Source organism: Streptomyces sp. NPDC048664 (genome assembly GCF_040650555.1).
In the GTDB taxonomy this organism is placed as follows: Bacteria; Actinomycetota; Actinomycetes; order Streptomycetales; family Streptomycetaceae; genus Streptomyces.
The window spans coordinates 1-16,571 of sequence record NZ_JBEZHK010000035.1; the positions used below are offsets into that span (position 1 = coordinate 1).

The window sequence follows — 16,571 nt, forward strand, 5'->3', positions numbered from 1 at the left end:
AGACGATCACGTAGTGGCCCACGTGGCGGCCGTCACAGCGGCACGGGGGCTCTGTTTCACGTGAAACAGAGCCCCCGACTCATGCCGTCGATCAGACAGGAACGTTCAACGAGGACAGGGTGTGGACCAGCGGAGCCAGCTCCGGGTTCTTCGCCGCCTCGTCGAGTGCCTCGCGCAGCGCGGCGTCATTGGTGGGACGGGCCGCTTCCAGAAGCTCAAGGCCGGCGTCGGTGACGTTGGTGTAGATACCCCGGCGGTCCGTCGGGCACAGATAGCGCGAGAGCAGGCCGCGATCCTCCAGCCGTGTGACGAGCCGGGTGGTCGCGCTCTGACTGAGGACCACGGCGTCGGCGACCTGCTTCATCTGAAGATGGCCCCCCTCGCCGTTGTGCTGGCGACTGAGGACGTCCAGCAGCCCGTACTCCCGCACGCTCAGCCCGTGCTGCGCCTGCAAGGCGCGCTCGACGCGGGCCTCGATCCTCCCGTGCAGCAGGGACAGCGCACACCAGCCCTGGGCAAGGGCGGTGAGCGCGGGATCCGTCGCTGTCATGGCGTTCTCCTCCGTTCCGGAGCGGCTCCCCTTCAGGATAGAGCACCAGCGCAATAGCCAGCGCTTGCATATATCGAGCGTCTGCAATTATTGTGATGGCGTACAACAAGCTCATGCAATCGCTTGGAAGGTCTGCTGTCTTATGCCTCTCGCGCTTCTGGCCCTCGCGATCGGGGCCTTCGGAGTGGGCACCACGGAGTTCGTGATCATGGGTGTGCTGCCCCAGGTCGCCGACGACTTCGGGGTCTCCATCCCCACCGCCGGGCTCCTGGTCACGGGCTACGCCCTGGGCGTGGTGTTCGGTGCCCCGATCATGACCGCGCTCGGCACCAAGGTGTCCCGCAAGCGGATGCTGATGTTCCTGATGGGCCTGTTCATCCTCGGCAACCTGATCTCCGCGGTCGCTCCGGTCTTCGGCCTGATGCTGGTGGGACGCGTGGTCGCCTCCCTGGCCCACGGCGCCTTCTTCGGCATCGGCTCCGTGGTCGCCTCGGAGCTGGTGGCCCCGGAGAAGAAGGCCGGAGCCATCGCCATGATGTTCAGCGGCCTGACCGTCGCCAACGTCATCGGGGTTCCGCTCGGCACCCTTGTCGGACAGTCCGCGGGCTGGCGCGTCACCTTCTCGCTCGTGGCCGCACTCGGTGTCATCGGGCTGCTCGGCATCGCACGGCTCGTGCCCGACATGCCCAAGCCGGAAGGCGTCCATCTGCGCCATGAGCTGGCCGTCTTCAAGAACGCGCAGGTGCTGCTCGCCATGGCGATGACCGTCCTCGGCTTCGGCGGTGTGTTCGCGGCCATCACCTACATCGCACCGATGATGACCCACGTCGCCGGCTACTCCGAGGGCTCGGTCACCTGGCTGCTGATCCTCTTCGGCCTCGGGATGGTCGGCGGCAACCTCATCGGAGGCCGGTACGCCGACCGTGCCCTGATGCCGATGCTGTACGTGTCGCTCGGCGGCTTGGCGATCGTCCTGACCCTGTTCACCGTGACCGCTCACCACAAGGTTCTCGCGGCGATCACTCTCGTGCTGATCGGAGCCCTCGGCTTCGCCACGGTGCCCCCGTTGCAGAAGCGGGTCCTGGACCACGCCCATGGCGCCCCGACCCTTGCCTCCGCCGTGAACATCGGCGCCTTCAACCTCGGCAACGCGTTGTCCGCCTGGCTCGGCGGCATCGTGATCGCGGCCGGCCTCGGCTACACGGCGCCCAACTGGGTGGGTGCGCTCCTAGCGGTGTCCGCCCTGGTGCTGGCCTTCGTCTCGGCCGCTCTGGAGCACCGCGAGACGGCCTCCGGTGCCGTTGTGGCAGGGGCTGCCGCCGTACCCGGCGAACGCGAGCACGCCCCCGTCCACCACTGAGCCAGGCATCCCGCACAGAGCGCGCCACGTGGGTCTCCGCATGCCCGGAGACCCACGTGGCGCCGCACGGGGTCACGGCTGGGCTCAGCCGGCCGCCACGGTCAGGGGGGCGAAGCGCCGGGTCCAGTCGCCCGGGAGCTCGGGGATGCCGTACGTCATGATCGAGTTGGAGGCGACGGAGGCGAGCCCGCGCTCCTTCAACCACGTCAGCAGGTCCTCGTGCCGTACGTCGATGTCGGTGCGCAGCGGCCGGTCGGTGCGGGCGGCGACCGAGGCCACGAGCGCCTTGGCCGTCTCGGTGTCGCGGGCGACCAGCGGGCCCACGACATGGGTGTCCATGTTGGGCCAGGCGGCCACGTAGCCGGTGATCTTCCCTGCCTCCTCCGCGACCCGCAGCTGGTCCGAGAAGGCGGGCAGCCGCGTGATCATGTGGGTGCGGTCGACGCCGAACGCCTCCCTGTCGAACCGGACGAGCGAGGCCAGGTCCTCTCCCGTGGCCGGACGGGTGGCGACGGCCGGCGGGGGCCCCAGGGCGGTGAAGTGTCCGCTCAGCATGTCGGAGCTGCCGGTGACCTTGAAACCGAGCTCCTCGTAGAGAGGGCGCCCATGGGGGGTCGCGTAGAGCGTGAGCGGTGTCGTGGTGCCTGTTTCCGTCACCACATGCCGCATCAGCCGACGACCGACTCCTTGGCGAGCATGCCGTTCGGCGACGAGCACCATGCCGATGGCGCACAGATCGGGCCGCTGGGGGGAGCCGTACTCCGTCACGACGCACGCGGCGAGGAGACCTCCGTCGGGGGCGTCGATGCCGTAGCCCCTCCCCGCGGTGAGGAGGAGCCCCCACTTGTGCTCTTCCCGGGGCCAACCTCGGTCCTCGCACAGGTCGGCGCAGGCGCTGAGATCGCGATGCGTCAGACGGCGAATGGGCAGATCGGCGAGAAGAGGTGTCGACACGCAGGTCAGGCTGTCCGACCTGAGCTGGTGGTGTCCACCGGTTTGGGAGGGAACACGGCGGCTTTTCGCCCCGCCACCCACGACCGTGCAAGACAGGGCCGTATGTTTCACGTGAAACAGTGCCGACCCGATCGCGACCGGTCGCCTACGCGCCGCGCCGGGGAGTCACCCCAGATCGGGTGCGTGCATGGCTCGCACGCCCTCGATGTTGCCGTCGAGATAGTGCCTCAGCGACAGCGGTACAAGGTGGACGGAGGCGATGCCGACTCTGGTGAAGGGAACCCGGACGATCTGGTACTCGCCCGCTGGCTGTTCGACCTCCGGCCCATGGCGCAGGCTCTCATCCATGGACTCCAGGCGGCAGACGAAGAAATGCTGGACCTTCACCCCGGTCGCGCCCCCGTCCTCCCCGATGTGCTCGACCGTGTCCACGAAGCAGGGCACCACATCCGTGATCTTGGCGCCGAGCTCCTCATGTACCTCGCGGTGGAGCGCGTCGATGACGGTCGTGTCGGATGGCTCGACCCCACCCCCTGGCGTCACCCAGTAGGGATCGACGCCGGGCTTGGTGCGCTTGATCAGAACGAGGTCGTCCCCGTCGAGCAGGATGGCGCGGGCGGTGCGTTTGACCACAGGGCGAACGGTCATGGGGAGAATGTGGCCCAGCATGTTCCACGTGAAACATCCCACGCCCCGCACGGAGCCTCATTCGGGGTGAATCGCGCGGGCCAAGCCAGTGGGTCAGCCCCAGATCGCCGCCGACCGCAGTAGCCATGCGTGTGCCCGAGCGATGTGGGGCATGGCCAGTGTCCCGGTCCGTACGGCGAGGAAGTAGGTCCGCAGAGGAGGAATCAGCGGTTCGTAGAGGGTCACGATGTCGCCCCGCTCCAGTGCCGGAGCGCACAGGTAGCGCGGCAGCACGGCGAGTCCGGCACCCTTGGTGGTGCAGGCGAGGACCGCCCGTAGATCGGGGACGATCACGGTGCCCGAGGTGGCGGGGCGGGAATCGAAGACGGATGCCCAGTAGCGCGAGACGAACGGCAGAGATTCATGCACCTCGACCACCGGGACGTTCGCCAGCGCGTTCACCGTCGCCCCGAGCAGCTTCCTGATCCCGGGATCGCGGGGTGCCCAGCGGGGCGCCGCGACCAGGACATGTTCTTCGTCGCACAGCGGGGTCGCCGTGAGGAGTGCACCACGCGGCCGGGTCGTGGTGATGGCGAGGTCGTGGTGCCCGGCGGCCAGCCCCTCCAGAGCCTCCTCGGCGTTCCCGAAGGACGCGCGCAGGTCGAGTCCCTGACCGTCGTCGTCCGTCAGCTCCGCCAGGACCGGTAGGGCCCGCTCGGAGATGAACTCCGGCGGTCCGGCGAGATGGAGCGTACGGGGGGACGGGTACTCGTCGTGACCGGTCTCGGCGATCTCCACCAGGGCGTCGAGATGGGGCGCGGCCTTGTGGGCAAGTTCATCGCCGATCGTCGTGGGAGTCACCCCACGGGCCTGGCGCAGGAAGAGGGGACGGCCCAGCTGGCGTTCCAGGGTGCGGATCTGGGACGTGACCGCCGGCTGGGAGAGGCCGAGCAGTGCGGCGGCCCGTGTGAAGGATCCGGCACGGTGCACCGTCACGAAGGTGCGCAGCAGGGCCAGGTCCATGCCCGTCGTCTCCCTCCCCCCGTCTTCGCGCTCTCTCCGCAGGCCGGCAGTGACCAACTATAAATAAGTCGATAGGTCGCTGTCGCTACTGTGATTGGACTCTGACACAGAGTCAACTAGCCTTGTGGGCGCGGTTCTTCCCGCGGAGAACCGGGACGGTCCGAGCCACGAGGGGGGAGGTTCGGACCGTCCGTCGTACGGAAGGCATCCGGGCGGTAGGCCCGTAACCCGCTCACTCGGCCGACTCGTCGAGTGCGCGCAGCACATCGGCCACCAGGTCCTCCGGGTCCTCGGCGCCCACGGAGAAGCGGATGAAGCCCTCCGGGACCGCGTCGCCGCCCCAGCGCCCCCGCCGCTCGGCGGTGGAGCGCACACTTCCGAAACTCGTCGCCTGGTCGACGATGCGCAAGGCGCTCAGAAAGCGGTCGGCGTGCGAGCGGGTCGGCAGGGAGAACGACACCACGCAACCGAAGCGCCGCATCTGCCGCCGTGCGATCGGGTGCGAGGGATCCTCGGGCAGGCCCGGATAGCGCACCCCGGACACCTCGGAGCGGTCGCGCAACGCATGAGCCACAGCGAGCGCCCCCGCGCTCTGCCGGTCGGCCCGCAGCTGGAGCGTGGCCAGGGAGCGGTGGGCGAGCCATGCCTCCAGGGGACCCGGGATCGCTCCCACGATCTTGCGCCAGCGTCGCACCGAGGCCATCAGGGCGGCGTCGCGCGAGGTGACGTAGCCGAGCAGCAGATCGCCGTGCCCCGTGAGCATCTTGGTGCCGCTGGCCACGGAGAAGTCGGCGCCCAGGTCCAGGGGGCGCTGGCCGAGCGGCGTCGCCAGCGTGTTGTCGACGGCGACCAGAGTGCCCCGCGCGTGCGCCGCCTCGGTGAGCCGCCGAATGTCGCAGACGTCCAGGCCCGGGTTCGACGGGGTCTCGATCCACAGGAGCTTCACACCGGCGAGAACATCGAGCTGGGCGTCCCCGCCCGTGGGCGCGGTGCGTACGTCGATGCCGTAGGCGGTCAGCTGCTCGCGCACCAGAGGCAGCGCCTGATAGCCGTCCGACGGCAGCACCACGGTGTCGCCGGTACGCAGCTGGGAGAACAGGACCGCCGAGATCGCGGCCATGCCGGAGGCGAAGGCGGCCGTCTCCACGTCGTCCGCGCCGGGGGCCTCCAGCTCGCCGATCGCGCGTTCCAGATGGGTCCAGGTGGGGTTGTCGTCCCGCCCGTAGGTGTACGGGCCGGTCGGTTCACCGGGCAGATGGAAATGTGCGGCGAAAACGGGTCCCGGCAGGGTCGGCTCGTACGTGACCGGCTCGGGAAGCCCGGCCCGTACCGCGCGCGTGCCGTCGCCGTGTTCCGCACCGGATCCGCCGAAGGCGCCGGCGGTGTCCCCCGCGGCGCCCTTCGACCTGTCGTCCCCTGACGTCATGCCGTCCGTCCTTCCACCTGCTCCCGCACGGCCGCGAGCAGCCCCGTGCTCGCCGCTTCCACCATCTCAAGGACCGTCTCGAAGCCGTCCCGCCTCCCGTAGTAGGGGTCGGGTACGTCGAGGTCGTCGTCCGCGGCGGGATCGTAGGAGCGCAGCAGGCGCACCTTCGCCGCGTCCTCGGGGGTGGGCGCGATACGGCGCAGGGCCTTGAGATGGCCGGAGTCGAGTGCGATCACCAGGTCGAGGCGGGAGAACCAGGAGGTCTGGAACTGCCGGGCGGTGTGATCACTCTCGTAGCCGTGCTCCTCCAGGGTGCGGGCGGTGCGCGGATCGGCGCCCTCCCCCTCGTGCCAGCCGCCGGTGCCCGCGCTGTCCACCTCGACCAGGCCGTCGAGGCCGGCTTCCTCGACGCGCGCGTGGAAGACGGCCTCGGCCGTCGGGGAGCGGCAGATGTTCCCGGTGCAGACGAAACAGACTCGGTAGGTCATGGACGCTCTCAGTCCTCGTCGGGCAGCACGATGTGCAGTGCCCAGGAGACGATCGAGACGATCAGACCGCCGAGGACCGCGGTCCAGAAGCCCTCGACATGGAAGCTCAGATCCAGCTTGCCCGCCAGCCATGAGGTGAGCAGCAGCATGAGGGCGTTGACGACCAGGGTGATCAGGCCCAGTGTCAGGATGAACAGCGGGAAGGTCAGCACCTTCACGATCGGCTTGACCAGGAAGTTCACCAGGCCGAAGAGCAGCGCCACGACTATCAGTGTGCCGATCTTCTTGCCGGTGCCCGCACCGGTGAGAGTGATCTTGTCCAGGATCCATACGGCGACGGCCAGGGCCCCCGCGTTGGCGAGCGTCTTGACTACGAAATTCTTCATGTGTCTGATCGTGGCAGACGCGATCACCGGCGAGAACAGAGCGAGGACGGGCAACTTCGATGAAGGCATTCCGGCTGGATGAACTGGAAGCCGAGCGCGCGGCCAACGACGGTGCCTATCTGCAGTTCCTGCGGGAGCGGAACATGTCGGTCGGCCTGTACGCGCTCGACGCCGGGGCTCCCGACCCGCAGAAGCCGCACCAGCAGGACGAGGTGTACTTCGTCGTCAGCGGGCGGGCCTCGATCACCGTGGGCACGGAGACCACCCAGATCGCGCGCGGCAGCGTCGTCTACGTGCCGGCGGGCGTCGCGCACAAGTTCCATCACATCACCGAGGACCTGAGGGTTCTGGTGGTGTTCTCTCCGCCCGAGAGCTGACGCCCGTCTCAGGGTTTTCTAGGGGGACGATCAGGGGAGGACGGGGGGCGCGAACTGTGGGAGTGCCCCTCCGGCGGCCCTAGCATCGAAGCAGAACGAGAAACCCCGGAAGCAGTGCCACCGCGACAGGCGCGGGGCAGGGGGCGGAGAGACAAGGACAAGGCGATGCGAGAGATCTTCGCGGGTTTGCCGTGGTGGGTGAAGTGGGTCGCGGTGCCGGTCATCGCCCTGTTCGTCTTCGGAAGCGTGATCGCTACCGTCGTCGGGTTCGTCATCGGGCTGCTGTTCAAGGTGCTGCTCTTCGTCGCACTGGTCGGTGGACTGATCTACGTCGTGCGGAAGTTCATCACGGGATCGACGTCGCGCGGCGACTGGTGAGCCGCCCGGGTCCTGTGGACGGCGTACGCGTGTGCCAGGCACTGGGAAGGGCCGATCGGTCTAAAACACGCTGGCGGTAACAGAAACGGGGGGTTCCCTCGGGCGAGGGAAGTTTCCGCGCTGAGGCAGTCGACCGACCGCGGCCGACCGTTAGAGTCCGGAGTTCGACGCGCGGCAGGCCCCGCGCGCGGCGCATCCCCTCCCGTGTCCCCGCACGGGAGGCCACCCTCGCGCTCCGGGAGTGATCCTTGGCCACGGTCGGCATCGCACGCGCAGACGTACCCGCCCCGCCCCTGCAGCGGCGCGCTTCACCGGCGGAGGCGCACCTCGCGCCCGGGCCGCCGCAGTCCACCACACTCATCGGGTCCGTGCAGCGGGCGATGCGGCTGCTGGAGGCGGTGGCCGACCACGAGTACGGGGCCCCGGCCAAGCAGCTGGCCCGCGAGGTCGGCCTGGCGCTGCCCACGGCGTACCACCTGCTGCGCACGCTGACCCATGAAGGCTATCTGCGCCGGGAGAAGGGCCTCTTCTTCCTGGGAGAGGCCGCCGAGCAGCTCGGGGGGAGCGCGGCCAAGCAGAAACGTCGCAGCATGATGGACGACGCGCTCGCACAATGGCGTGATTCGATCAGCGCTCCGGTGTACTACGCCGTCTATCGCGAGGGTGAGGTCGATGTGCTCAGCGTCGCCGACACCCCGAGCAACCCCGCGGTGGAGGAATGGGCCGACTTCCGCGAGACCGCCCACGCGCACGCCGTCGGCCAGTGCCTGCTGTCCCAGCTCGGCGAGGAGGCGCGCCGGGACCATCTGGCCCGCTGTCCCGTGCAGTCGCTCACGCCCTACACCGTGCGCGACGAGCGCGCTCTGCTGCGAAGACTGGAACGCCTGGGCCGGATGGAACCCGTCGTCGAGCGTCAGGAGTACGCGCTCGGGGCGGTCTGCGCGGCCGTGCCCATCACCGTCGGGGCGACGGCCGCCACGGTGGCCTTCTCGCTGCCGGCCCATCAGGCGGACCGGCTGATGCCCGCGGTCCGTCGGCTCCAGGCGGAGATCGGAAAGCTGCTAGGGACACTCACTCTCTCTATCAGCATCTGAAAACTCACTCCTTGTGATCTGCCATGCACGTTCAGCAAACTTCCAACAGGTGTCAGGGGATCAATCCTGGCCAGTCGACGGCTACTGACGGGGTAGGCGATGCGCGAGTCGGTGCAGGCAGAGGTCATGATGAGTTTTCTCGTGTCGGAGGAGCTCTCGTTCCGCATTCCGGTGGAGCTGCGCTACGAGACCTGTGATCCGTATGCCGTACGGCTGACTTTCCATCTGCCCGGCGACGCCCCCGTGACCTGGGCGTTCGGACGCGAGCTGCTGGTTGACGGGGTCGGCAGGCCCTGCGGCGAGGGCGATGTGCACATCGCGCCGGCCGAACCGGACACGTTCGGCGATGTGCTGATCCGGCTCCAGGTGGGCGCGGACCGGGCACTGTTCAAGTCCGGGGCGGTGCCGCTGGTGGCGTTCCTCGACCGTACGGACAAGCTGGTGCCGCTTGGGCAGGAGGGTTCCCTCGCCGACTTCGACACGCATCTGGACGAGGCCCTCGACCGGATCCTGGCGGAAGAGCAGAGCGCCGGGTGAAGCCCTGTGAGGCGCGGTGACGGGCTCCTGTACGGGAGCGACGCGGATCTGGTGCCGTAACGGTTCTTCGCTCGCTCTCGGAGCGGCGCGGGCGGCCTGTGGCGCTCAGCGCTTACGGCGTCGGCCCCGCCCCGTGCGGGCCGTCGGCAGGGGCACGGGGCCGGCAGGTCCGGGGCCGCTTCGGGGGGTGCCGGTGGTGCCGTCCGCGGCGGCGGTCCTCGCCGGGCGGTCGGCGGAGACCACCAGGGCCGCGAGCACGGTGGTGACCGGAACGGAGGCCACGAGCCCGATCGACCCCACGAGCGTGCGGACGATCTCCTCGGCCACCAGCTCGCTGGTGGCGACCGTGCTCACGCCGCTCTGCGCGATCGAGAAGAGAAGCAGCAGGGGCAGTGCGGCACCCGCGTACGCCAGGACGAGCGTGTTGACGACCGACGCGATGTGATCGCGGCCGATACGGATGCCCGCTCGGTACAGCTCGCGCCAGCCCAGGGACGGGTTGGCCTCGTGCAGCTCCCAGACCGCCGATGTCTGGGTCACGGTCACGTCGTCGAGCACGCCCAGCGAACCGATGATGACTCCCGCGAGCAGCAGGCCGCTCATGTCGATGTGCGGGAACAGGCCATGGATCAGCCCGGTGCTGTCGTCCGTGTTCCCGGTCAGTGCGGCCCAGTCGATGAACTCGGAGCCCAGCAGACCGATGAGGGAAAGGGAGACGAGGGTGCCCAGCACCGCGACCGAGGTGCGTGCCGAGAGCCCGTGGCACATGTAGAGGGCGATCAGCATGATGGCGCTCGATCCGACCACGGCCACGAGCAGCGGGTTCGATCCTTGGAGGATCGCCGGCAGGATGAAGAGGCTGAGGAGCAGAAAGCTCACGGCCAGGGCGACGAGCGCCATGACACCGCGCAGGCGCCCCACGATCACCACGGCGACGGCGAAGATCCCGGCGAGCAGTGCCATGGGGAACGTCCGGTTCACATCGGTGACCGAGTACTGCAGTTCCCGGGGCGCGGAGGGCTCGTACGCGGCCACCACCTTCTCGCCCTGCCTCAACTGCCGTGACTGGTCCGGCTGGACGATCTCCGTGAAGGTACGGCCCTTGTCCTTGCCGGTGTCGACCCTGACCGTCGCCTTCTTGCAGGTGCCACCCGCCTTCTGCGGTCCGGAGGTTCCGCCGCCGGTGGAGGTGTCCCCGATCGGGGTGCCGCCCCCCGAGGCGTTCACCGACGCGCAGTCCACCTCCACGACCCGGGTGACCGTCGCCTGTTGCGTCTGCCGGTCGAAACCGAGACCACTGCGCTGGTGCGACGGCACGCCTCCGGGCCACAGCACCACGAGACCGGCCACGACCGCCGCGGTGAACGGTATGAGGATCGCGGCGATGACCTTGCGCAGCTGCCGGGAGACAGGAGCGGCCGGGCCGTGAGCGTGACTGTGGGAGTGACCGTGCCCGTCGCCGACGCCGCGGCCATGGTGGCTGGACGGCTCGGAGGAGGGGGAGAAGGGCGGGGGCTGGGTCCTGGTCACCGACGCATCATCGCAAGAAGGCCCAAGGCCTACTGGTCAGCCTCCGTAAAGAGACGCTAGCGTGAGAGAACCTTTGCACACGCGGGAGCTCGGAGCACCGGGCTGAGAGGGCGCTGACCTCCGCATACGGCGATGTTTCACGTGGAACATCGCCGGCGGACACCGCTGCGTCGACCGCTGAACCTGTTACCGGGTAATGCCGGCGTAGGGAGTAGGTCTCATGACCAACAAGGATGCACGCACGCCTGCCCTCCACCAGGACGCACAGTCCCCGGTGGACGACGGGGCCATCGGCTGGCACAAGGCGTATGCCGGGGGCTCGCGCCCCGATCTGCGCGTGCCCATCCGCCGAGTGCACCTCACCAACGGGCAGTCGGTCACGCTGTACGACACCTCCGGCCCGTACACCGATCCGCTGGTCGCGACGGACGTCCGCCGAGGACTGGCGCCGCTGCGGGAGAACTGGATCATCGCCCGGGGCGACACCGAGGAGTACGCGGGACGTCCTGCCCGCCCCGAGGACGACGGACTCAAACACACCTCGCCGCGCGGTGGACTGCGCAATCTCGACGCGGTGTTCCCCGGGCGCCCGCGTCAGCCGCGCCGCGCTCGCACCGGGGCGCCCGTCACCCAGCTCGCGTATGCGCGGCGCGGTGAGATCACGCCAGAGATGGAGTTCGTGGCGGTCCGCGAGAACGTGGCGCCCGAGGTCGTGCGCGAGGAGATAGCGGCGGGCAGGGCGGTTCTGCCGGCCAACGTCAACCACCCGGAGATCGAGCCGATGATCATCGGCAAGCGGTTCCTGGTGAAGGTCAACGCCAACATCGGCAACTCCGCGGTGACCTCCTCCATCGAGGAGGAGGTCGAGAAGATGACCTGGGCCACCCGCTGGGGGGCCGACACGGTCATGGATCTGTCCACCGGCCGCAACATCCACACCACCCGGGAGTGGGTGCTGCGCAACTCCCCCGTGCCCATCGGCACGGTGCCGCTCTACCAGGCCCTGGAGAAGGTCGACGGGAAGGCCGAGGAACTGTCCTGGGAGATCTACAAGGACACGGTCATCGAGCAGGCCGAGCAGGGCGTCGACTACATGACGGTGCACGCCGGAGTGCGACTGCCGTTCGTGCCGCTCACCGCGGGCCGGAAGACCGGCATCGTGTCGCGAGGCGGCTCGATCATGGCGGCGTGGTGTCTGGCGCACCACGAGGAGTCGTTCCTGTACGAGAACTTCGAGGAGCTGTGCGAGATCCTGGCGGCCTACGACGTCACGTACTCGCTGGGCGACGGCCTGCGGCCGGGCTCGATCGCGGACGCCAACGACGAGGCGCAGTTCGCGGAGCTGCGCACCCTCGGAGAACTCAACCGGGTCGCGAAGCGCTTCGGCGTGCAGACCATGATCGAGGGTCCGGGCCATGTCCCGATGCACAAGATCAAGGAGAACATCGACCTTCAGCAGGAGATCTGCGACGAGGCGCCGTTCTACACCCTCGGGCCGCTGACGACGGACGTCGCGCCGGCGTACGACCACATCACCTCGGGCATCGGCGCCGCGATGATCGCCTGGTGGGGCACGGCCATGCTCTGCTACGTCACGCCCAAGGAGCATCTGGGCCTGCCCAACCGCGATGACGTCAAGACCGGGGTCATCACCTACAAGATCGCCGCTCACGCGGCCGACCTGGCCAAGGGGCACCCCGGCGCACAGGAGTGGGACGACGCCCTGTCCGACGCGCGCTTCGAGTTCCGCTGGGAGGACCAGTTCAACCTGGCCCTCGATCCGGACACGGCTCGTGCCTTCCACGACGAGACGCTTCCGGCGGAGCCCGCCAAGACCGCCCACTTCTGCTCGATGTGCGGGCCGAAGTTCTGCTCGATGAAGATCAGTCGGAGCATCGCCGAGAAGTACGGCCAGGGGGCGCCCGAACCGGAATACGACGAGGCCGCCCTCCAGGGGATGAAGGCCAAGTCCGAGGAGTTCGCGGAGCACGGCAACCGGGTCTACCTCCCCCTCGCCGACTGACTCCTCGCGCCGGCGGGCCGGTCAGGGGCGCCGCGCCGGGGACGGCAGGAACAGCCTTCCCGGGGCCGCGCCCCGCGCTCGCCCGAGGCCCCTTGACCGCCGCCTCTACTCCGGTCGGTGGTCGGGGCCTCCGAAATCCGGGCTGGTGAAGTCGGGGCTGGTGTAACTGGGGCGTGTGCTTGTGCCGGAGCCGCTCTCGGGGCTGGTGAACCCCGGGCGTCCGTAGCCGAGGTTCGGCATACGGTGGGGCGTCGTCCCCGGCGGCGTACGGCTCATCGCGGTCGTGCCCGGCTCGGCCAGTGCCTCCCGCAGGAACGGCAGGATGCCCCGTTCCAGAAGAGCCTTGTGCCAGGCCTCTCTGGCCAGGGCCGTCTCCGCCACCAGCGCCTCCCTGGCACTCGTGGCCTCGGCCGGGGTGCCGTTGCGCAGGGCGGTGATCAGGAGACCGGCCGCGGCGATCAGGATCGTGGCCGCGGTCACCGCGCCGAAGATCCATCCGGTGGTCAGCAGGGTCCGTGCGAACGCCTGGTCGGGATCGACGGCCCTGAGGGTGTATCCCACCAGCAGGAAGATCGCTGCCGCGGCACCGGCCAGGAAGGGCGCGAGCACCGCCGCGACGGCACCGGGCCCGGCGCTCGATGTGGCCTCCCCCACGGTGGCGGCGAGCCCCAGGGGGTCCATCTCCGGCTCCACGGCGTCGGCGGCGGCAGGGTCGCCGACGGTGCGGGTGTCGTGGGCGGGACGGCGCAGTTCCCCGCGGACCCGCACGTAGTGGGCGTACTCGGTGGCGGCCGCCGAGGCGATGAGGGCCGTGGCGTTCAGCGCCATGGTGCGCAGTTGTTCCGGGTTGAGGCGGTGGCCCACAGCCGTCAGGTCCGGCCGGTGCGGCGCGGAGCGCAGCGCCTCATCGAGGATCCGCTCGTAGTCCTGGCGATCCTCGCTCGGCAGGTGCTGCGGAACGCTGTTCATGTGCATCCCCCGATGCTCCGTAGGGCGTGGGGCTGGGCATGCTGACGAGCCGGCGGGCAGAAACGGAGGGGAGCCTGCTACGGATAATCCGATGGTAGAGCGGCGGCGGCACGCGGTGACAGGGGATTCGCGGAAATTGGCCTCGGGCGACCACTCCTCCGCCGGTTCCGCCCGCGGGAGCGCCGGGAGCGGGAAACCCTAGTCGGCCAGGGGAAGTTGCTGGACGAGCAGTTTGCCGGCCATCGTCACTCCGCCGTCCATCGCGATGGCCAGGCCGTCCGCGTAGACATGGGGGCCTTCGACCGCGGGACCGGTGCCGTCCTCGCCCTCCTCCGAACCGACGTCGCCCAGCAGATACGGAATCGGGCTGTGGCCGTGGACGATGCGGTTACCGCCATAGGTGTCCAGCAGGGAGCGCACCGCGTCGGCGCCGCCCTCGTCGCGGAAGGAGAAGCGCTTGGTGAACTTGCGGAACAGGTCCCACACCTCGTCCGCGTCGTTGCGCGTGAGCGTCTCGCGGATGGTGTCGTTCACGGCTTCGATGGAGTCGCCGTAGTCGAGGTAGGCGGTCGTGTCGGAGTGCACCAGCAGATGGCCGTCGCACTCCTCGATCGCGTCCAGACGGGCCATCCACTGCAGATGATGATCCTGCAGGCGGTCCATGTCCGTCTTCTGGCCGCCGTTGAGCAGCCATCCCGCCTGGAAGGTGGCGGTGCCCGCCCCCGAGTTGACGGGGGTGTCCCCGAACCGCTTGGCGCCGATCAGCAGCAGCTCGTGGTTGCCCATGAGCGCCTTGCAGTAGCCACCGGCCGCGGCGGCCTCGGCGGACAGCCGCATGACGAGTTCGATGACGCCGATCCCGTCGGGGCCGCGGTCGGTGAAGTCGCCCAGGAACCACAGGCGCGCCGTCCCCGCCGACCAGTTCCCCGCCGCGTCGATGAGGCCCTTCTCCTGGAGCGCCGCCATGAGCTCGTCGAGGTAGCCGTGCACGTCCCCGACCACGAACAGCGGTCCAGGTCCCTCGCCGGGCGGCGGGGTGGGCACGGCGACGGGGTCGACGGCCACCTGGACGGTGTCGCCGCGGTCGATGATCGGGAGGTCCCGCTCGGTGGGCGTGTAGGCGTCCGGATAGCCGCCGGGGTAGTCCTCGGGCTCGGCGTCGGGAGGCACGGCGTCGGGAGGCGTGCTCTGCGCGTACGGGTCCGGCTCGTGGACGTACGCGGGTACCCGGAAATCGCGCAGCGTTGTCGTCCGCTCCGCCGCGGGTCCCTGGCCGGCCCCCTGAGTCATCGACCCCTCCACCATCGCGCCGCATCTGCACCGGATCGGACTGCCTGGTCGCAGCGGCCCGCGGTGTCGTGGGCCCATCATAGGAATGCGGCTCGCACCATGTGATGACCCAGGGGTGGTGAATCGGGGCAGGACCCCACTTCACCGCGGCATTCGCCCCAAATGGGCGGTGCGTTCCCTGCCGCGGCCCGGAATGCCGGACGTCCGCGGGCGGCGCCTGCGCCACCCGCGGGCCGCTGACGGGCTCACCGCTGTTCGGGAGAACGCGGCGGACTGACGGTCGTACGGGGCGCTCGTCGCTCGGACGAGGTGCGGACGATCAGCTCCGTCGGCATCACCTGCTCCACGGGCTGGTCCGACTCGACCCCCTCGATGGCGTCGATGAGGAGCTGGACCACCGCCGTGCCGATCCGGCGCGGCTTCAGCGAGAGCGTGGTGACGGGCGGCTCGGTGTTGGCGTACACGGTGGACTCGCTGCAGCACACGAGCAGCAGGTCGTCGGGCACCCGCAGCCCGTAGCGGCGGGCGGCGGCCAGCAGGTCGGTGCCGTTCGGGTCGAAGAGCCCGTAGACCGCGTCGGGGCGGTCGGGGCGGGCCAGCAACCGGTCGGCGGCCACGGCGCCCGCACACGGGTCATGGGCCGGGTAGGCCTCGTAGACCGGGTCCTGCCCGACGCGCTCGCACCAGTTCAGATACGCGGTCGTGGACAGATGGGTGTAGGTGTCCGTGGTGGTGCCGGTCAGGAGGCCGATCCGGCGGGCGCCGGCTTCGGCCAGATGGTCGAGGATGCCCAGGACCGCTGCCTCGTGGTCGTTGTCGACCCAGGCGGTGACCGGGAGCGCGCCCGCCGGGCGGCCGTCGGAGACGACGGGTAAGCCCTGTCGGACCAGCTCACTGACCACCGGGTCCTGGTCGGACGGGTCGATGACGACGGTGCCGTCCAGGGCCACGTTCGACCACACGTCATGGCGGGAGGTCGCGGGCAGGATGACCAGGGCGTAGCCCCGGGCGAGGGCGGCCGACGTGGCGGCCCTCGCCATCTCCGCGAAGTACGCGAACTCGGTGAAGGTGAAAGGTTCATCCCCGTACGTCGTCACGGTCAGGCCGATGAGTCCCGACTTGCCGGTACGGAGCGTGCGGGCCGCGGCCGACGGGCGGTACCCGAGTCGGTCGGCGACCTCGCGGACATGGCGTCGGGTGGCGTCCGGCAGCCTGCCCTTGCCGTTGAGGGCGTCGGAGACGGTCGTGATGGAGACTCCGGCGGCGGCGGCCACGTCTCTGATGCCCGCCCGCCCCGGCCGGCTTCCTCGGCGGGAGGTCTCCGCTCGGCTCACCTGGTGCTTCCCTGCTGCTGTCATGGCGAGCCGATAGTAGGGCTCATGCGGTGGGGTAGTGCGGACGCATATGCGCGCGTTGACAGGCACGATTCTGCATGGTCAACATCACCCAAATGCCTGGGAAGTGGCAAGAGTTGGGCGAGAACGGTTCAGTACGTGGCCCCATGGCACGCGTGCGCCTGCCGAGAGAGCCATATCGCGGAGCGGTCTCAACTCACCTTC

At 69.4% G+C, this 16,571-nt stretch carries 17 protein-coding genes and 1 riboswitch; of the genes, 6 read left to right on the plus strand and 11 right to left on the minus strand.

All coding sequences use genetic code 11. From position 1 onward, the window contains the following. Positions 1–91 precede the first annotated feature (91 nt). The gene (locus AB0C59_RS29405) at positions 92–550 is read right to left on the minus strand and encodes a MarR family transcriptional regulator (RefSeq protein WP_363009906.1); all 459 of its coding nucleotides are present in this window, start codon (positions 548–550) and stop codon (positions 92–94) included. 142 nt (positions 551–692) lie between these two features. Between AB0C59_RS29405 and AB0C59_RS29410 the strand changes: the two genes are divergently transcribed. Beyond that, positions 693–1,910: an MFS transporter gene (locus tag AB0C59_RS29410; RefSeq protein WP_363009908.1), complete on the plus strand. Its 1,218-nt coding sequence runs from the start codon at positions 693–695 to the stop codon at positions 1,908–1,910. Between the two features lie 84 nt (positions 1,911–1,994). Here the strand turns inward: AB0C59_RS29410 and AB0C59_RS29415 are convergent, their stop codons facing one another. The 6 genes from AB0C59_RS29415 to AB0C59_RS29440 form a co-directional block, all read right to left on the minus strand. After that, the gene (locus tag AB0C59_RS29415) at positions 1,995–2,864 is read right to left on the minus strand and encodes a GNAT family N-acetyltransferase (protein ID WP_363009910.1); all 870 of its coding nucleotides are present in this window, start codon (positions 2,862–2,864) and stop codon (positions 1,995–1,997) included. Positions 2,865–3,029: 165 nt separating this feature from the next. Further along, complete coding sequence (locus AB0C59_RS29420; RefSeq protein ID WP_363009912.1) at positions 3,030–3,512, minus strand: NUDIX hydrolase; 483 nt, start codon at positions 3,510–3,512, stop codon at positions 3,030–3,032. A gap of 93 nt (positions 3,513–3,605) precedes the next feature. Beyond that, positions 3,606–4,514 carry a LysR family transcriptional regulator gene (locus AB0C59_RS29425; protein WP_363009914.1) on the minus strand — a complete coding sequence of 303 codons (909 nt, stop codon included), beginning with the start codon at positions 4,512–4,514 and terminating at the stop codon, positions 3,606–3,608. A gap of 232 nt (positions 4,515–4,746) precedes the next feature. Next, on the minus strand, positions 4,747–5,940 hold the full coding sequence (locus tag AB0C59_RS29430; protein ID WP_363009916.1) for a cystathionine gamma-lyase: 1,194 nt from the start codon (positions 5,938–5,940) through the stop codon (positions 4,747–4,749). Next, a complete protein-coding gene (locus tag AB0C59_RS29435) occupies positions 5,937–6,428 on the minus strand; it encodes a low molecular weight protein-tyrosine-phosphatase (protein ID WP_363009918.1) in 492 nt (163 codons plus the stop codon). Before AB0C59_RS29435 ends, AB0C59_RS29430 begins: the two co-directional genes overlap by 4 nt. 8 nt (positions 6,429–6,436) lie before the next feature. Next, positions 6,437–6,814 carry a phage holin family protein gene (locus AB0C59_RS29440; RefSeq protein WP_363009919.1) on the minus strand — a complete coding sequence of 126 codons (378 nt, stop codon included), beginning with the start codon at positions 6,812–6,814 and terminating at the stop codon, positions 6,437–6,439. A 59-nt stretch (positions 6,815–6,873) separates the two neighbouring features. Here AB0C59_RS29440 and AB0C59_RS29445 point away from each other — a divergent pair, with 59 nt between their 5' ends. The 4 genes from AB0C59_RS29445 (at position 6,874) to AB0C59_RS29460 (ending at position 9,200) form a co-directional block, all read left to right on the plus strand. Next, positions 6,874–7,191, plus strand: coding sequence for a cupin domain-containing protein (locus tag AB0C59_RS29445; RefSeq protein ID WP_363009921.1), 318 nt, complete (start codon positions 6,874–6,876; stop codon positions 7,189–7,191). Positions 7,192–7,356: 165 nt separating this feature from the next. Beyond that, positions 7,357–7,569, plus strand: a complete 213-nt coding sequence (locus tag AB0C59_RS29450) for a DUF5326 family protein (protein WP_363009923.1) — start codon at positions 7,357–7,359, stop codon at positions 7,567–7,569. Positions 7,570–7,862: 293 nt separating this feature from the next. Continuing rightward, positions 7,863–8,663 (plus strand): helix-turn-helix domain-containing protein, encoded by an 801-nt coding sequence (locus AB0C59_RS29455; protein WP_363010024.1) that lies wholly within the window; start codon positions 7,863–7,865, stop codon positions 8,661–8,663. A 99-nt stretch (positions 8,664–8,762) separates the two neighbouring features. Beyond that, positions 8,763–9,200 (plus strand): SsgA family sporulation/cell division regulator, encoded by a 438-nt coding sequence (locus tag AB0C59_RS29460; RefSeq protein ID WP_363009925.1) that lies wholly within the window; start codon positions 8,763–8,765, stop codon positions 9,198–9,200. Between the two features lie 105 nt (positions 9,201–9,305). Here the strand turns inward: AB0C59_RS29460 and AB0C59_RS29465 are convergent, their stop codons facing one another. Then, complete coding sequence (locus AB0C59_RS29465; protein WP_363009926.1) at positions 9,306–10,730, minus strand: YibE/F family protein; 1,425 nt, start codon at positions 10,728–10,730, stop codon at positions 9,306–9,308. A 71-nt stretch (positions 10,731–10,801) separates the two neighbouring features. After that, positions 10,802–10,958: riboswitch (TPP riboswitch) on the plus strand. Here AB0C59_RS29465 and thiC point away from each other — a divergent pair. Continuing rightward, positions 10,951–12,753 (plus strand): phosphomethylpyrimidine synthase ThiC, encoded by a 1,803-nt coding sequence (thiC, locus tag AB0C59_RS29470; protein WP_363009928.1) that lies wholly within the window; start codon positions 10,951–10,953, stop codon positions 12,751–12,753. It overlaps the preceding riboswitch by 8 nt. 105 nt (positions 12,754–12,858) lie before the next feature. Here thiC and AB0C59_RS29475 read toward each other — a convergent pair whose 3' ends face one another. The 3 genes from AB0C59_RS29475 to AB0C59_RS29485 all read right to left on the minus strand — a co-directional run bounded on the left by AB0C59_RS29475 (position 12,859) and on the right by AB0C59_RS29485 (position 16,370). Beyond that, on the minus strand, positions 12,859–13,728 hold the full coding sequence (locus AB0C59_RS29475; protein ID WP_363009930.1) for a hypothetical protein: 870 nt from the start codon (positions 13,726–13,728) through the stop codon (positions 12,859–12,861). Between the two features lie 192 nt (positions 13,729–13,920). Beyond that, positions 13,921–15,012 carry a metallophosphoesterase gene (locus AB0C59_RS29480; RefSeq protein WP_363009932.1) on the minus strand — a complete coding sequence of 364 codons (1,092 nt, stop codon included), beginning with the start codon at positions 15,010–15,012 and terminating at the stop codon, positions 13,921–13,923. Between the two features lie 245 nt (positions 15,013–15,257). After that, positions 15,258–16,370 carry a LacI family DNA-binding transcriptional regulator gene (locus AB0C59_RS29485; RefSeq protein ID WP_363009934.1) on the minus strand — a complete coding sequence of 371 codons (1,113 nt, stop codon included), beginning with the start codon at positions 16,368–16,370 and terminating at the stop codon, positions 15,258–15,260. Positions 16,371–16,571: the final 201 nt, after the last annotated feature.

What these genes read in the sequence shown, in the direction of transcription:
- AB0C59_RS29440 (WP_363009919.1), bottom strand. Translation starts at nt 6,814, where the DNA reads ATGAAGAATTTCGTAGTCAAGACGCTCGCCAACGCGGGGGCCCTGGCC.
- AB0C59_RS29480 (WP_363009932.1), bottom strand. Translation starts at nt 15,012, where the DNA reads ATGACTCAGGGGGCCGGCCAGGGACCCGCGGCGGAGCGGACGACAACG.
- AB0C59_RS29450 (WP_363009923.1), top strand. Translation starts at nt 7,357, where the DNA reads ATGCGAGAGATCTTCGCGGGTTTGCCGTGGTGGGTGAAGTGGGTCGCG.
- AB0C59_RS29430 (WP_363009916.1), bottom strand. Translation starts at nt 5,940, where the DNA reads ATGACGTCAGGGGACGACAGGTCGAAGGGCGCCGCGGGGGACACCGCC.
- AB0C59_RS29420 (WP_363009912.1), bottom strand. Translation starts at nt 3,512, where the DNA reads ATGACCGTTCGCCCTGTGGTCAAACGCACCGCCCGCGCCATCCTGCTC.
- AB0C59_RS29475 (WP_363009930.1), bottom strand. Translation starts at nt 13,728, where the DNA reads ATGCACATGAACAGCGTTCCGCAGCACCTGCCGAGCGAGGATCGCCAG.
- AB0C59_RS29425 (WP_363009914.1), bottom strand. Translation starts at nt 4,514, where the DNA reads ATGGACCTGGCCCTGCTGCGCACCTTCGTGACGGTGCACCGTGCCGGA.
- AB0C59_RS29410 (WP_363009908.1), top strand. Translation starts at nt 693, where the DNA reads ATGCCTCTCGCGCTTCTGGCCCTCGCGATCGGGGCCTTCGGAGTGGGC.
- AB0C59_RS29405 (WP_363009906.1), bottom strand. Translation starts at nt 550, where the DNA reads ATGACAGCGACGGATCCCGCGCTCACCGCCCTTGCCCAGGGCTGGTGT.
- thiC (WP_363009928.1), top strand. Translation starts at nt 10,951, where the DNA reads ATGACCAACAAGGATGCACGCACGCCTGCCCTCCACCAGGACGCACAG.
- AB0C59_RS29435 (WP_363009918.1), bottom strand. Translation starts at nt 6,428, where the DNA reads ATGACCTACCGAGTCTGTTTCGTCTGCACCGGGAACATCTGCCGCTCC.
- AB0C59_RS29460 (WP_363009925.1), top strand. Translation starts at nt 8,763, where the DNA reads ATGCGCGAGTCGGTGCAGGCAGAGGTCATGATGAGTTTTCTCGTGTCG.
- AB0C59_RS29485 (WP_363009934.1), bottom strand. Translation starts at nt 16,370, where the DNA reads ATGACAGCAGCAGGGAAGCACCAGGTGAGCCGAGCGGAGACCTCCCGC.
- AB0C59_RS29445 (WP_363009921.1), top strand. Translation starts at nt 6,874, where the DNA reads ATGAAGGCATTCCGGCTGGATGAACTGGAAGCCGAGCGCGCGGCCAAC.